Annotated in this window: 11 protein-coding genes; 7 read left to right on the top strand and 4 right to left on the bottom strand. The window is 43.1% G+C overall.

Annotation, left to right across the window (positions count from 1 at the left end; genetic code table 11):
* Positions 1 to 39: 39 nt before the first annotated feature.
* A complete protein-coding gene (locus AB6735_RS15810; RefSeq protein ID WP_370996814.1) occupies positions 40 to 192 on the bottom strand; it encodes a hypothetical protein in 153 nt (50 codons plus the stop codon).
* Between the two features lie 71 nt (positions 193 to 263).
* Here AB6735_RS15810 and AB6735_RS15805 point away from each other — a divergent pair, with 71 nt between their 5' ends.
* Positions 264 to 905 carry an FISUMP domain-containing protein gene (locus AB6735_RS15805; protein ID WP_370996813.1) on the top strand — a complete coding sequence of 214 codons (642 nt, stop codon included), beginning with the start codon at positions 264 to 266 and terminating at the stop codon, positions 903 to 905.
* A gap of 158 nt (positions 906 to 1063) precedes the next feature.
* Here AB6735_RS15805 and AB6735_RS15800 read toward each other — a convergent pair whose 3' ends face one another.
* Positions 1064 to 1942 carry a flagellar motor protein MotB gene (locus AB6735_RS15800; RefSeq protein ID WP_370996812.1) on the bottom strand — a complete coding sequence of 293 codons (879 nt, stop codon included), beginning with the start codon at positions 1940 to 1942 and terminating at the stop codon, positions 1064 to 1066.
* A gap of 188 nt (positions 1943 to 2130) precedes the next feature.
* On the opposite strand from AB6735_RS15800, the gene AB6735_RS15795 reads away from it, so the two are divergent.
* The gene (locus AB6735_RS15795; RefSeq protein WP_370996811.1) at positions 2131 to 2763 is read left to right on the top strand and encodes a DUF1349 domain-containing protein; all 633 of its coding nucleotides are present in this window, start codon (positions 2131 to 2133) and stop codon (positions 2761 to 2763) included.
* Positions 2764 to 2884: 121 nt separating this feature from the next.
* Here AB6735_RS15795 and AB6735_RS15790 read toward each other — a convergent pair whose 3' ends face one another.
* Entirely contained in the window at positions 2885 to 3769 is an 885-nt protein-coding gene (locus tag AB6735_RS15790) for a DUF3078 domain-containing protein (RefSeq protein WP_370996810.1), read from the bottom strand.
* 388 nt (positions 3770 to 4157) lie between these two features.
* Here AB6735_RS15790 and AB6735_RS15785 point away from each other — a divergent pair, with 388 nt between their 5' ends.
* The 3 genes from AB6735_RS15785 to AB6735_RS15775 all read left to right on the top strand — a co-directional run bounded on the left by AB6735_RS15785 (position 4158) and on the right by AB6735_RS15775 (position 8654).
* Positions 4158 to 5162: a hypothetical protein gene (locus AB6735_RS15785; RefSeq protein WP_370996809.1), complete on the top strand. Its 1005-nt coding sequence runs from the start codon at positions 4158 to 4160 to the stop codon at positions 5160 to 5162.
* A 291-nt stretch (positions 5163 to 5453) separates the two neighbouring features.
* Positions 5454 to 6590, top strand: coding sequence for an acyltransferase family protein (locus AB6735_RS15780; RefSeq protein WP_370996808.1), 1137 nt, complete (start codon positions 5454 to 5456; stop codon positions 6588 to 6590).
* Positions 6591 to 6992: 402 nt separating this feature from the next.
* Positions 6993 to 8654, top strand: a complete 1662-nt coding sequence (locus AB6735_RS15775; protein WP_370996807.1) for a DUF4932 domain-containing protein — start codon at positions 6993 to 6995, stop codon at positions 8652 to 8654.
* Positions 8655 to 8923: 269 nt separating this feature from the next.
* Here the strand turns inward: AB6735_RS15775 and AB6735_RS15770 are convergent, their stop codons facing one another.
* Positions 8924 to 9670 (bottom strand): DeoR/GlpR family DNA-binding transcription regulator, encoded by a 747-nt coding sequence (locus AB6735_RS15770; protein ID WP_370996806.1) that lies wholly within the window; start codon positions 9668 to 9670, stop codon positions 8924 to 8926.
* Positions 9671 to 9928: 258 nt separating this feature from the next.
* On the opposite strand from AB6735_RS15770, the gene AB6735_RS15765 reads away from it, so the two are divergent.
* Together AB6735_RS15765 and AB6735_RS15760 are read left to right on the top strand one after the other, a co-directional pair.
* Positions 9929 to 13054, top strand: coding sequence for a SusC/RagA family TonB-linked outer membrane protein (locus AB6735_RS15765; protein ID WP_370996805.1), 3126 nt, complete (start codon positions 9929 to 9931; stop codon positions 13052 to 13054).
* A gap of 12 nt (positions 13055 to 13066) precedes the next feature.
* Positions 13067 to 14653, top strand: a complete 1587-nt coding sequence (locus AB6735_RS15760) for a SusD/RagB family nutrient-binding outer membrane lipoprotein (protein ID WP_370996804.1) — start codon at positions 13067 to 13069, stop codon at positions 14651 to 14653.
* Position 14654: the final 1 nt, after the last annotated feature.

The following is a 14654-nucleotide window of genomic DNA, read 5'->3' as shown; positions in this document are numbered from 1 at the left end:
TATCGAAGAAAACTTATAGAAAAGCCAAAATTTTAACTGTTAATGCCACAATAATATACGGAAACGATTGCGTAAAGCGGTTGTTACAAAGAAAGCATGCGCGGCACGCATGCGCCAGCAACCAGGCTGTAGGTTGTTACTCTGGCGCACGCTCGTGGCAGCAAAGAAATTTCTATCGGCACTCTTTTTCATTACAATAAGTTAACATGGATCTGGTATTTTTGGGGCGTAAGTTAAAATCCAAGACCAATCACAAAACAATCATGAAAAAAGGACACCTGCTGATTCTGCTCCTCTTAATTTTTTCAACCATTTCCTGTAGCAAAAAGAACGACTCAAAGCCGGAAAGCACTAACATTGTCAATATTAATGGTACTAATTATGCTACCGTAAAAATTGGCACCCAAACCTGGACAGCCGTTAATTACAATGGCCCTGGAGGTGAAAATTATAATAGGAACCTTGATAACGACCCTGTTACCGGAAAGTTTTATAGCCTGACTCAGGCTATGGCCATCACTTTACCGGCGGGGTGGCGATTGCCAACCCGGGAAGACGCCGATAAATTACTGCTATTTTTAGGAGCTGTTAAAGACATCAATAATAATGTGCAAGGCGACTCCGTTATTTCAGCAAAACTCAGATCAAAATCTGGCTGGAGTTTAACACAGGGTACAAACAATAGCGGCTTTAATGCCTACCCTGTGGGACTGGCATATAATGCGTATGACGGAACGGGAACGGATACCACTTTTTGGACAGCTTCTGCAGGACCGTTTTCCTTTGATCAGTATACTTTACGGATAACGAATGACAAGGGTTATTCATTAAACTTTGTAACCGTAGAGGATAGGAACTATATTAGTTCATGCAGATTTTCTGTGCGTTTTGTTAAGGATAATTAATCAGATTGTAAAAACATAGAAACTAAACCCTTCCTGTTGTTGGCGCATGCGTGCCGCGTGTGCCTTAGTTTTTTCTTGATACCACTATCAAAGATCTCCAAACAAAAAAGCGGCGGCCATTTTCATGACCGCCGCTTTTAAATAATTACTTGTTGTTATTATTTCTGGGGTGTTAAAGGCTGTGGCGCTGGCGCTTTGCCTATCAGGTCCATAAACTGATCTAGTTTTGGGGTTATGATGATCTGTGTACGCCTGTTTTGCGCTTTACCGGTTGGGGTGCTGTTATCAGCAATCGGGTTGTATTCACCACGACCACCCGCTGTTAAGCGTTTAGGATCAACCTGGTAATTGTTTTGCAAGGCCTGCACTACCGATGATGCACGCAGCGCGCTCAGATCCCAGTTGTTGCGGATGTTTTTCTGAGAGATAGGCACATTATCGGTATTACCTTCTATCAGCACATCATAATTACTGTAATCCATAATGATCTTGGCAATTTTGGCAAGGGTTGCTCCAGCCTTGTCAGATATTTCATAGCTGCCTGATTTGTACAGCATGTTATCAGAAAGCGAAATGTAAACCACGCCTTTCAATACTTTCACATCAACATCCTGAGTTTCCTGAGGGGTTAATGAGCGGGTAAGGTTGTTGGTTAACACCATGTTAAGCGAATCGCTTTTGCTTTTAGCATTTATCAGTTGCTGGATGTAACGGTTTGAGCTGTTGATCTCGTCAACCAGCTTGGAGATGTTTATACTGCCCTGGTTACTGGAGTTCAAACATTTGTTCAGTGCGTCCTGCAATGCTCTTACGTTTGACTGTTCAGACTTCAGCTGATCTTCCAGGCTGCTTACCCGGCCATTGGCTACGGCCAGTGCCTGCTCGCTGGTCTGGTACTTCACGCTCAGATCGCGGGTGCTGTTTTGAAGCTGGGTATAGTTGGCATCCAGCTCTTTGTATTTTTTAGTGCTTACGCAACTTTGTCCAAGCACTGCTACTACAAGCAGTGCAAGGATGGATATTCGATATTTCATCATTTGATTTTTTTGTGCTTAAATATAGTACAATAAAGAATAACTAATCAGCCGCCATAAAGTTTGCTTATATATAAATGACAACAGCTTGTTAACGCTGTTTTATGCGGGAAAGTACATATATCTGGTACAATGCCATAAACTTATTTCCTATCTTGCCAGCACATTTATCCAATTATCTGTCTAACCAAATGAAAACATCCTTTAACAAAAAAATTAAACTAACCGCTATGATCTGCCTGTTTGCCGCTACCGGCGCTTTTGCACAAAGTACCCCCGATATGAAATGGTTTAACAAGCCAACAAAAGCGGCTGAGGGCAATACCAAAAAGTTCACTTTTACCGTTGATCCGGGTACCGATTACTGGCAGGTTACACACTATGGTTTTAAACGCGATAATGGCCCTTTTTACTACCAGGAAGTAGCAGGTAATTTTGAGGCCAGCGTAAAAATTACCGGCAGCTACCACGAACTGTTTCACCAGGCAGGACTGATGATACGCATCGACGAAAAAAACTGGATCAAAACCGGTATTGAGTATGTTGACGGCGTACAGAATGTAAGCGCCGTGGTAACCCGCGAAGTATCTGACTGGTCGGTTGTGCCACGCCATGACAGCCCTAAATCGGTATGGTTAAAGCTATTAAGAAAGGGAGATTATGTGGAGATCAAATACTCTTTTGACGGACAGAAATTTGATATGCTGCGCCTGGCTTATTTCCCGCCCAATGTAAAAGCCGAGATAGGTATGGTTGCCGCTGCTCCGGGTAAACTGAGCTTCCCGGTAACTTTCGAGAATTTTAAGGTTGAAGCTGTAAAGTAAGTAAAAGCTTTGTTAATGAGGATACCTCAGGGTCCTTTGCGAGAGACCCTGAGTGGACAAGAAAAAGCTCCTTAACCATAAAGTTAAGGAGCTTTTTTGTTGCTATGGCTATCGAATCCGCTTAAAACTTATACGTTAAACCCGCACCAAAGATCTGCTTAACCTGCAGAGCTATCTTGGAAGTACCATCTCCGTTTGGTATCCGGGTTTTACCATCATAAATCAATTGCGCGCCGGCATTCACCGTTACAAACTTGTTTACTTTCATAAATAGATTAACAGTATAGTCGGTGTAAATATCGCCGGGTTTGTGTAGGTAGTCTGAGTATAGTTTCAGGATGTTTTCCAGGCTGATGTTTTGCACCAGGTTAACCTTGTAGTAAGCATCAAACGAGGCGCCAAACTGGAACAGGCTTTTATGACCGGGGGTAACACCAAAAGCGCCCACGTTTGAAAGTGAATCATTCCTTACCATAATAATACGTGCCGCGGCAGGCGAAATATTGATCCGGAAGTTATCAGATTTTTTATAGGCAAAACCAGGTCCGAATGTCAAATAAGCCGGAGCCAGAAAATTTGATATCAACGTTTTTGGCGTAGTGTTATAGTCATAACCTTTGGTAAACTGGCTCTGGAAGTTCATGTAAAATGTATATAACCAATATTTGGATATCTGGCGGCCAAGTAAGCTATTCAGGATAATACGGTCGTCGTTTTTACGCCAGCCTGCATCCTGCTGTTTACTTAATCCATATCCCAGGATCACTTTATTGTCCCAGCTCCATATGTCTTTTTTGTAGTTAAAATCGTAGTTAAAGATCAGGTTACCGGCAAAAGCATTTACACCGCCCGCCGACCAATTTTTATACGAGCTTTGGCTGATCAGGAAAGTGTTTTCGCCGTGTATCTTCCATTTTTTTGCGGTGTCGGTTGCTGTTTGGGGAGTTTGTGCATAGCTGATGGCAGCCATGCATAGTGCGGCTAATAATAGGGAGGTTTTTTTCATAAAGGGTAAAATGTTTGATGTTTTTTAAATTATTATCTGCCATTCACCCTACCCGCCGTAATGAGGTTTCCCTTATTAATTATTCGCTCTTTTTGGATGCAATATCTTTTATCATCATCCTGACAGATGTATGACAAATATCGCATTTATTATTTATTATTACTTATGAATTAATATAGCCATTAACTTTCAGTCCATCAGGATAATATATAATAATTAAAATGATAATCGTTACGATTATCATTTGCGAGGTGGTTCACCACACCTGGAAAAGCAATACTACTTATAATGAAATTGGGGTGCATATAAAGTGATACTAAAGATAATCAACACTAAATGTTTCCAAAATTCAAACATAATTTGGCATAGTCATTTAAAACTCAATTCGATGAAAATACTTAAGAAAACGATTAAACTAATTTCTTTCGCGCTGTTTCCTTTATTTGGAATGGCTCAAAGTCCGGGCTATGTAGCGGATAAAACTATCCCTTTAACTGGTAACGGGGGGTATGATTATGCCTTTATTGATCAGGCTAATCATGTTTTATATGCTTCGCATGGCACTACGGTTAATGTGGTGGATCTGAAAACTGAGAAGCAAGTAGCCGTTATTGAAAACATGAAAGGCGTACATGGGATAGCCGTGTCAAATGAATTGAACCGTGGCTTTATCAGCGACGGGAAAGGAAGCGCCGTTATTGTGTTTGATACTAAAACATTTAAAACTATTAAAGTAATACCCATAACAGGGAAGGATGCCGACGGTATTATTTATGATCCATATTCAAAAAAGGTATTTGTTTTTGAGGGTGATGATAACGCAGCAGTTGTTGTAGATCCCAAAGAACTTAAACAAACTGGTTCTATTTCACTTGGTGGGGCCCCGGAATTTGCGGTGTCTGATGGAAAAGGATTGATTTACAATAACCTTGAAGATAAAAACAGCTTGAATGTGATTGATGCTAAAATCTTAAAGGTGATAAAGAATTATCCGCTATCACCTTGCGGTGGACCAACCGGGTTGGCCATTGACAAAGATAATAAGCGCCTGTTTACTGTTTGCCGTGAAAATAAGGGCATGAGTGTTATTGATATTACAACCGGAAAAGTGGTGCAAACTTTACCAATTGGCGCCGGGGTTGACGCGGTAATTTACGATGCGGCGAATAAATTGGTGATTGCTTCTAACGGGGACGGAACAGCTTCCATATTTAAGCAAAACTCGGCGGATAGTTACACCATTATCCAGACCTTGAAAACACAAAATCGTGCGAAAACAATGGCTATGGATATTTCAACGCATAAACTTTATTTTCCTGTAGCTGATTTTCAACCCGGCACCAAGACACAGGTACCGGAAAGTTTTAAGCTTTTGGTTTATAAATTAAACTGATCATTATAAAGTGCAAGGATTTTGTTAGCCACATATACAGCGCTTACATTGGAGTATCATTGATTGCTCCAATGTGAGCGCTTACTACATCAGAGAGTGGGCGGTGATGGAAAATACAATCAATTGGAAGTGGCAAAACTAAATCGGCTTTAGGGGCAGGTCACTCCAAAAGTTCATCCTGTGGCCGGTGTTCTTACGGCGCTTTACCAGATACTATTAAAAAGCCAGCCATCAAACAAAATTAATCACCTAAATACAACCTATTTAGTTTTTATCTATTTTACCCGGGCAATGACCAAAACCCCAGTTTATCTCCAATCAAAAAGCCATTATGAGATCCTCGACGGATTACGTGGTGTGGCCTCTATCATGGTAGTTATATTTCATGTATTTGAAACTTACTCCGGCGATCGTTTTCACCAGATAATTAATCACGGCTATTTGGCAGTCGATTTCTTTTTCTTATTGTCGGGTTTTGTGGTAGCCTATGCCTATGATGACCGCTGGGACAAAATGACCCAATGGGATTTTTACAAACGCCGCCTTATCCGTTTGCAGCCATTGGTAATTGTTGGTACCCTACTGGGCGCATTGCTTTTTTACTTTCAGGGTGGGGCAGCGATGCCACTGGTTGCAGCAACACCTGTTTGGAAGTTGTTGCTGGCGACGGTGATTGGCTTTACCATGATCCCGCTGCTGCCCTCAATGGATATCCGCGGCTGGCAGGAAACACATCCACTGAACGGCGCGGCATGGTCGCTTTTGTACGAATATATTGCCAATATTCTTTATGCGGTGCTCATTCGCCGTTTCTCAAAAACGGTACTTACCATATTTGTTATATTATCGGCCGGTTGGCTTGTTGATTTTTTAGTATGGGGACCACAAGGCGACGTTATTGGCGGCTGGACCATTGATAAAACGCAGGTTAGCATTGGCTTTATACGTTTGCTTTATCCGTTTTTCGCGGGAGTATTGTTGATGCGTATAGGCAAACTGATACATATTAAAGGAGCGTTTGCCGTTTGCAGTTTATTGATTATTGTTTTTTTATCCATCCCCAGGATTGGAGGTGCCACACATTTGTGGATGAACGGTATATACGAGGCATTTGTTATCATCGTAATTTTCCCGCTTATTGTATCTATGGGCGCGGGCGGTAAGTTGATCAGCAAAAGCGCTATTAAAGTTTGTAAATTTCTCGGGGCCATATCGTACCCGCTTTATATCACTCATTATCCGCTGATATATTGGCATATTGCATGGGTAAGCAACAATAAAGTGCCCATGGCACAGGGCCTTCTGGTAGGCTTTGGATTGGTAATTGTCGCTGTAACCATAGCATGGCTGAGTCTGAAATTTTACGATGAGCCCCTTCGCGAATGGCTTAAAAAGCGTTTCCTGATGAAAAAGGTGGTTGAAGATTAACCCGCCCGAAACGGATCCTCAGTAATTTCCTAATGCCGGGCAGACAACTTCGGTTTTGAAGATGTCGTTATACTCGGCGGAAGTATCGGCTACCTGGACCTAACCAAATTTTAGGATCCGGCCTTGGAGGTGAAACATCAGCGGCGGTCATGAAATTCCTGAGCAATACGGACACCTGATCAAGTATAATAATGTCGCCATAGGATTAGTTCTCCGTTACTATAAAAATAGAGAATAATAATGGCCGAAACCGGACGCTTTCTTTCAATATCGGACACTTTTTTTGAAAATTTCAATTATAACTATCACTGAATAAGTCGGTTAAAGATGGCATAGCGCTTGCAAACTAAATTACGTAGGCTTTTTACTATGTACGTTGCAATAATTACTTAACACAATTTTATGCGATCAACATTACGTATTTTATCATTCATTTTTTGCTTATGCTTATTTGCTCCGGCAAGCTTCTCATCAACTAAAACAGGGAAGACCACCTTTCAAGATTACAGGGTTATAGTGAAGGGAGTAAACTTCACCGTCGATCCGCGTATTGAGCTTTTTCATACCGTGGAACTACTTAGTGGTATGCCATTAGTGAATTTTATTGAGTTGGATTACAAGCAAAGAATTCTGAACAATTTTGCGGCCCATAAAAAGCATCCTTTATTTGCCTACCTGAAGCGAAATGATCTTTATGGGAAGATTTTTAATTCTATTGATGCACCCATATGGGCAATGCTTCACATGTCTAATAATTTAGAATGGCGTAAGGATATTCCTGTTCCCGAGGCTAAAAACCCGCTGCTCGACTCGTTGCGGCTACTGATGAAAGATTTTGCTGAAAAAGCGAACTATGCCAAATTTTTTAACAATAATGCCGACTTTTATCGAATCTCGTTGGCAACGGTAACCTACAACCTGCCCGATTTTAATGAAAAAGAACGCCTGCTGAGCTATTGCGGAAACAGTAACGCCAAAAGTATCCAGTTCAATGTGATTCTGAACTTTCTGGGCTGGGGCAATTTTGGACCGCGCATTTTTAAAAAGGGCGGCGCGGAATTATACGCAGTGATTGCCCCGGAAAAAACTGCCATTAGAGTGCCTACCTTCGATGTGTCTGCTTTGTATCGCCTGCTATGGCATGAATTCGCACATTCTTTTGCCAACCCTGCCGTCGAAAAATACGAAGTGCAATTTGATCAGTTCGAATGGATGTGGGAACCCATAAAGGAGTCCATGAAAGCGCAGGCTTATCATTCCTGGCGATCTGTTGTTAAGGAACATCTGACCGAAGCTATTGCATGCCGTATGGCGGCACTTAAGTTTGGTGAAAGCGCTGCTGACCTAAATTATGTACGCAGACAATATGGTATGCGCTGGATCTATCTTCATCCTTTATTGGATGCACTTAAACATTACGAGAAAAGCCGCCAGCAATTCCCGACATTGGATAGTTTTATCCCGGAAATTATAAAAGCGTTTAAACAAGTGAAGCCCGGTGATATTGATCAGTGGATGGCAGTAACCGACGCGATCAGAAAACCCGACGTTAGCGCCATGCCGGCAATCGACGCCATCTACGGCCAAAAGGACATTTTGTTCATTGTTTCCAGTAATGAAGCAGATCAGGGCGCCGACCGGAAACTAAAAGATTTTATGACCAAAACGATTAACCGGATACCTGCATTCAAAGATGCAAAAGTAGTGGCTGATACGACGGCACTGAAAATGGATCTTTCTGGTTACAACCTTTCCGTTTGGGGAACACCGAAGGGTAACAAATTCCTGCAAAAATACTTTGATCAGATTCCCCTGCTGATTGAGGATAATCGGATAATCGGCGAAAATATATACGAAGGTACGGGCTATGGGATATTGATCGGTTGGGTTAATCCGCTGAACAAAGATAAGGTAATGGCCATTTATACGGGACAAAGTCCAGCCGATGTTGTCGACTTTGACAATATTCCCAATGGCTCCGGAAATTACCACATTTTTAATAACAAGATAACACTGAAGCAAAGCACATTCAGCCGCCTCGGCGGAATCTGGTTCGCGAAATAGCAACCTACTTTGCAGAATACTACTGGCTTATGGAAAAATCTGCTTTTCACAAATAAGATGCGCAAGGCGAGGCATGTTAACGATAAATGATTCCTATGGAAACATAACCGCGTAAAACGTATCGTCAAATGACAGAAGTGCGATACTCGTTGTTGCAGTCCCAGCCCTACAAACGTTTTATCTTAAATATGGCGACTGATTTGGCTCTTTGAATGTAATGGCCGCAATTGAAATTTGTCTTTTAAGTCTAATCTTTCGCAGTCGCTCCCTCAATATAGCTGTATACCCTTTTCCCTATAATCATTCAGCACCTGATTATCCGGATCAAGATCGGTGATCAGGTAATCAACCTTCGCCAGTGGACAAACGTTCATCCGTTGTACAGAGTTTAATTTTTCGGAAATACACATGATCACCAGGCGATTCGAGGCGTTGATCATCGCCTTTTTCAGGTGAACGATGTTCAGATCGGAATCGGTTACGCCATCGGCTATCGAAATACCGTTGGTGCCCAAAAAACAAATATCAAACTTAATCTCATGCAGGTAATTCACTACCTGTGAGCCAACGCAAACCTGTGAATCTTTGGAGAACTCCCCGCCAATCAATATCACGGTAACCAAAGGATGATCGGCCAATTGCAGCGCCACCAGCGGACTGATGGTAAACACCGTAACCGCCAGGTTTTGCGGCAGAGCCTGCATCATTTCCAATACGGTGGTACCGCCGCCGGTTAACACCATCATACCGCTTTTAATAAGACCTATGGCTTTTCGAGCGATGGCCTTTTTTGCATCAACCGCATAGATATCGGTTTGTTGAAAGGGGTAATGAAATGATTTGGACAGGGCCCCGCCATGCACTTTTACGATCTGCCGGGAATCGTCCAACTCCATCAAATCGCGCCGTATGGTATCTTCAGATACATTGAGCGCGGTGGCCAGATCGGCCGATAATACTTTGTTATGCAGGTTTATTTGTTTGATGATAAATGCGTGGCGTTCCTTTTTAAGCATATACAAATGTAGTTTTTTGTAACAATCCTGAATCAGGTGTATTTATAGCCCTATAAACATGCGGTTATTTGCAACTTATAAAATAAAATCAGATAAATAGCGCATAATTAAAAATAAATTATACATATATTTAGCACATACTTTATTGCTATGCGGTTTTATGCAGGATTCGCCGCCTGGTACCGGCCAAAATTATCTTAACGGATTTCGCCCGGGAATTTGCAACTAACAAACACTATATAATTAACCCATTTAAGTATGAAAAAAAGTTTACTCTTTTTTTTCCTGGTATTATGTTGTTGTGCCCTAAAAACCATGGCGCAAGTGCAAAGCATTACCGGAAAAATCACCTCGGCAGATGATGGAAGTCCATTACCCGGGGTATCCGTAAAAATTAAAGGAACCCACACCGGTACCCAGTCCGATTCAAAAGGCACGTATGCCATCAGTGCAAGTCCCGGCCAGGTTATCGTCTATTCTTTTATAGGGATGAAGCCCCAGGAAAGAACCGTTGGCACGGTCACCGTGATGAACATAACGCTCCAGTCGGATGCCACCATGTTAAAGGAAGTTCCTATTACGGTGGGCTTTGGTGTTAAGGCCGATAAACGCTATTCAACTTCACCCGTGCAAACCGTTAAGGGCGAAGCCATCCAGCAAACTCAACGCGAAAACTTCATTAATGCCCTGCAGGGTCGTGTGGCGGGTGCTACCGTTACCGGTACCAGCGGAAATCCGGGCGCGTCGTCATCTATTGTATTACGTGGTTTAAACTCCATCGGCGGTTCAAACAGCCCCCTGTTTGTTATTGATGGTATCAGGGTGAGTAATGACGCGGTTGACCAAAGCTCACTGGCATCAAACGGCGATAACCGCCGCGAAGATTTTACCAACCGTATTGCGGATATCAACCCCGATGATATTGAAACGGTTACGGTACTAAAAGGTGCGGACGCGGCAGCGGTATATGGCTCATCGGCTTCGGGTGGCGCCATTGTGATTACCACCAGGAAAGGCCATGCCGGCCCGGGTACGGTTACTTATGATAACGATTTTGGTTTTGCTACAGCCTATCGCTTTCCAAAAATCCAGGATGTTTTTGGCGTGGGCCAAAACGGCAGCAGCAGCGGTACAGTACGCACACTGTTTGGCCCCGCTTATGCTCCGGGCACAAAAACCTACAATAACCTGCAGGATATTATGCAAACCGGTCATACCACCATCAACAACCTTGCTTTTGAAGGCGGTAACGAGATCACTACTTACCGGCTTTCGGCCTCTATCCGCAACACTACGGGTGTGTTGCCAGTAGCGTATAATGATAAAATTTCTTTACGTTTTTCCGGCACTTCAAAAATTTCCTCTAAATTAACCAGCAGCGCTTCGTTCAACTATTTTAATATTGATAACCGTAAACTAAACAAAGGCAACTCAGGTACTTATATTAACGCGCTGGCCTGGCCTACTAACGATGATGTACGCAATTACCTGAACCCGGATGGCACCCGCAGACTGATATTACCGGCAAGTGCAGCCAATATAACCTCAGATGCCACGATCGACTTTGACAACCCGCTTTGGGATGCTCATAACAATATAAGCCGTGATAAAACCAACCGCATGATTGGTAACGTCGACCTGTCATTTGATGCTGCTTCCTGGCTTAATTTCAGGGCTTTGGCCGGTGTTGATTATGCCTCAACGGCGGGTAATAACTTTGTAAGTCAGTATAGTTCATCATACCAAAATTCGCCACTGAATAGTTTCGCGGCCACCAACGGTATTGCCACCGGCGGTATCATTGATAATTATAACGATGGCAACCTCCAAATTAATGGGTCATTTTTTGCTACCGCTAAAAAGCAGTTTGGCGATTTTAAAACCACGCTGGCTGTTGGTGCCGAAGCCATCTCTAATACGGATGAAGTCAACGGTTATTATGGCGAAAAATTTATCCAGCCCGATTTTAATAATATCAACAATACCACACCTACCACTCAGCGCTCATCTGACTATATAAAAAAGGTGCGTTACCTTTCAGGTATCGCCAGACTGGGCTTAGTTTATAAGGAAATACTGACTTTGAATGCTACCGCGCGTGAAGAGTATTCATCCAAACTATCAGGCACACAGCAGGATCATTATTTTTATCCATCGGTAGGTCTTGGCTTTATATTTACCGAGCTGCCCGGCTTAAAGGATAACTCCATATTATCATACGGTAAAATACGAGCATCCTATGCCGAGGTTGGTAAAGACCCGGCTGCCCCATACAAAATACGATCTACCCTGTTACAACAAACCACCACCGGTGGCGGTTTTGCCTATGATGTTACCGGCAACAATCCCAACCTAAAACCCGAACGCGACAAAGAGCTTGACCTGGGTGCTGAATTTCAATTTTTCAACGGTCGTTTAGGTGCCGACATCAGCTATTATGAGGTAAAGGCTACCAACCAGATCTTTAACCCCCGTATCAGCTATGCATCTGGTTATATACTGGAATATCTTAATGGTGGCGAAGTAAAGAACCATGGTTTTGAAGTATCACTAACCGGTGTACCTGTTAAATCGAAAAATTTTAGCTGGGATGTGTTATTAAACTTTACCGCAGCACGTGGCAAGGTAGTTAGCCTGGGCGGCTTACCAGAGTATTATAACTCCGATACCTGGATCTACTCCAATGTGCGCTCAAGTCTGTTTCCGGGCAGCAGCACCCTTAATATTGCTGCTTTCGGCTATGCCCGCAATAATGCCGGCAAAGTACTGATAGACCCTACCAGCGGTTTACCCATCAGCAATGTAACTTTTGGCGTAGCGGGCAACAGGCAGCCAAAATTCAGTATAGGTCTGGGTAACCATTTTACATTTAAAGATTTCGACCTGAACTTCCTGTTCGACATACGTAAAGGCGGGGATGTATTTAATGGCAACGAACTTTTCATGACCAAATATGGCTTAAGCACTCGTACTCTGAACCGTATGAACCCTATTGTTGTACCAGGTGTTTTAAAGGATGGTAACGAAAACTCAGCCAATCCTACTGTTAACAACATTCAGGTTACACCCAACACGCAGAATAACTATTATGTGAACGCCATTGATGCTGATTTTATTGAGCACAATATTAACTGGGTTAGGTTAAAGGACATTACGTTAAGCTATAAATTACCGCAATCATTATTAAAACGTCAGAGCGTATTTAAATCGGCCAGTGTGTTTGTAACTGCTACCGATGTATTTATGATCACTAATTATTCAGGCGCAGATCCTGACGTAAGCGGCACCAACTCGTCCACCTTAGGAACAGGTGCTGCCGGCTTTGATTATGGTGCTGTACCTACGCCAAGGGTAATTTCTTTAGGTTTAAGAGTGAAGTTATAAAAAGAAGACGACATGAAAAGTTTTAAATATTCCATATTGACAATGCTTGTGCTGTTTTCGGCAAGCAGTTGTAAAAAATACATTGATGTAAATACCAACCCCAACGCGCCTGTCACGGCTGATGCATCGGCCCTGTTGCCGCCCATACAGGCGGGTATGGCACGTGGTGTTTGGTACGATAGCCGTTATATAGGTCAGTATGCCCAGGTATGGGGATCGGCCACGGCCAACAACGTTTGGGACGAGGAAGGATATTTGCCCGCGTCTGACGCCGCCGGCGAGATGTGGCGCACGGTTTATTTTAGCCTTGGTCAAAACATCACCCTGTTATGGCAGGATGCTATTCCTAAAAAGAAATGGGATTATGTAGCAGTTGGCTATGCGCTGCGGGCCTGGGGATGGCAAACCGGCGGCGACCTGTATGATCATATGATTGTGAAAGAAGCCTTTGACCCTACACGCCTGACCTTTGATTATGATGATGGATCTGTTGTTTATGCCGAAGTAGTGAAGGATTGCCAACTGGCCTTAAATTACATGAACCTGGCTATTAAAACCGATAATCAGGCCATATCACCTACGCTGGCCAAAGGTGATTATATGTATTATGGCGACCGCAGTAAATGGATCAAATTTATTTATGCTATACTGGCCCAAAACGCGCTGCACCAAAGCAATAAAGCCACATTTAATGCCGACAATGTGAAAAAATATGCCGACAGCTCGTTTGTAAGCAACGCAGATAATGCCAGTGTGGAGTGTAGAGGCTCGCAATCCGGTGATTCCAATTTTTGGGGACCAACAAGGAGCAATTTAGGATCCTTCAGACAATCAGACTTTATAGTACGCCTGCTGGATGGCCGTATTTTTACCGGTTCTGCTACCCCTGATTATACCTTAGATCCGCGTATTAAGCAAATCATATCAGCCAGTAAAGATGGCGTTTATCGCGGTGTAATTGGCACTAACGGCGATCCGAACGCGACCGATGGCCCTACATTGGTGCCTTATTTGTTTGGCGATGGCGTAACTGCTTATCCAACATCAGCTCCTAAGTCACAACGATATATTTATAATGATGATTCGCGCGGCGTGTTGATGACCTATGGTGAGGTACAGTTTTTTAAAGCGGAAGCTTTATTTAAAAAAGGTGATCTGAGTGGTGCTTATGCGGCCTACATCAATGGGATTAATGCAAGTTTGGATTTTGTAAGTAATCCGCCGCAGGCAACTTCTCTTACGGGGGCTAAACAAGCTATATCTCCAGCTGCCATAGCTGCTTATATGAGTGGGCCATGCGTTAAGCAAAGCGCTGCCGCCTTAACCATCGCCGATATCATGCAGCAAAAATTTATCTCGTTATATGTATGGGGATCGTTAGAAGCCTGGGCTGATGAGCGCCGGTATAATTACGATACCAACATTTTCCAGGGTTTTAGCAAACCAGGAACACTGTACCCCGATAACGCGGGTAAGCAGGTTTATGTGGTAAGACCGCGTTATAACTCGGAGTATATCTGGAACGTACCAGCCCTGAAGAGCTTTGGTGCCCTTGATCCGGATTATCACACTAAAAAGCCATGGTTTATTTTACCTTAAT

This window comes from Mucilaginibacter sp. RCC_168 (assembly GCF_041355315.1).
In the GTDB taxonomy this organism is placed as follows: domain Bacteria; phylum Bacteroidota; class Bacteroidia; order Sphingobacteriales; family Sphingobacteriaceae; genus Mucilaginibacter.
The sequence above is the reverse complement of the archived record's forward strand: the minus strand, read 5'-3'. Positions and strand labels throughout refer to the sequence as shown.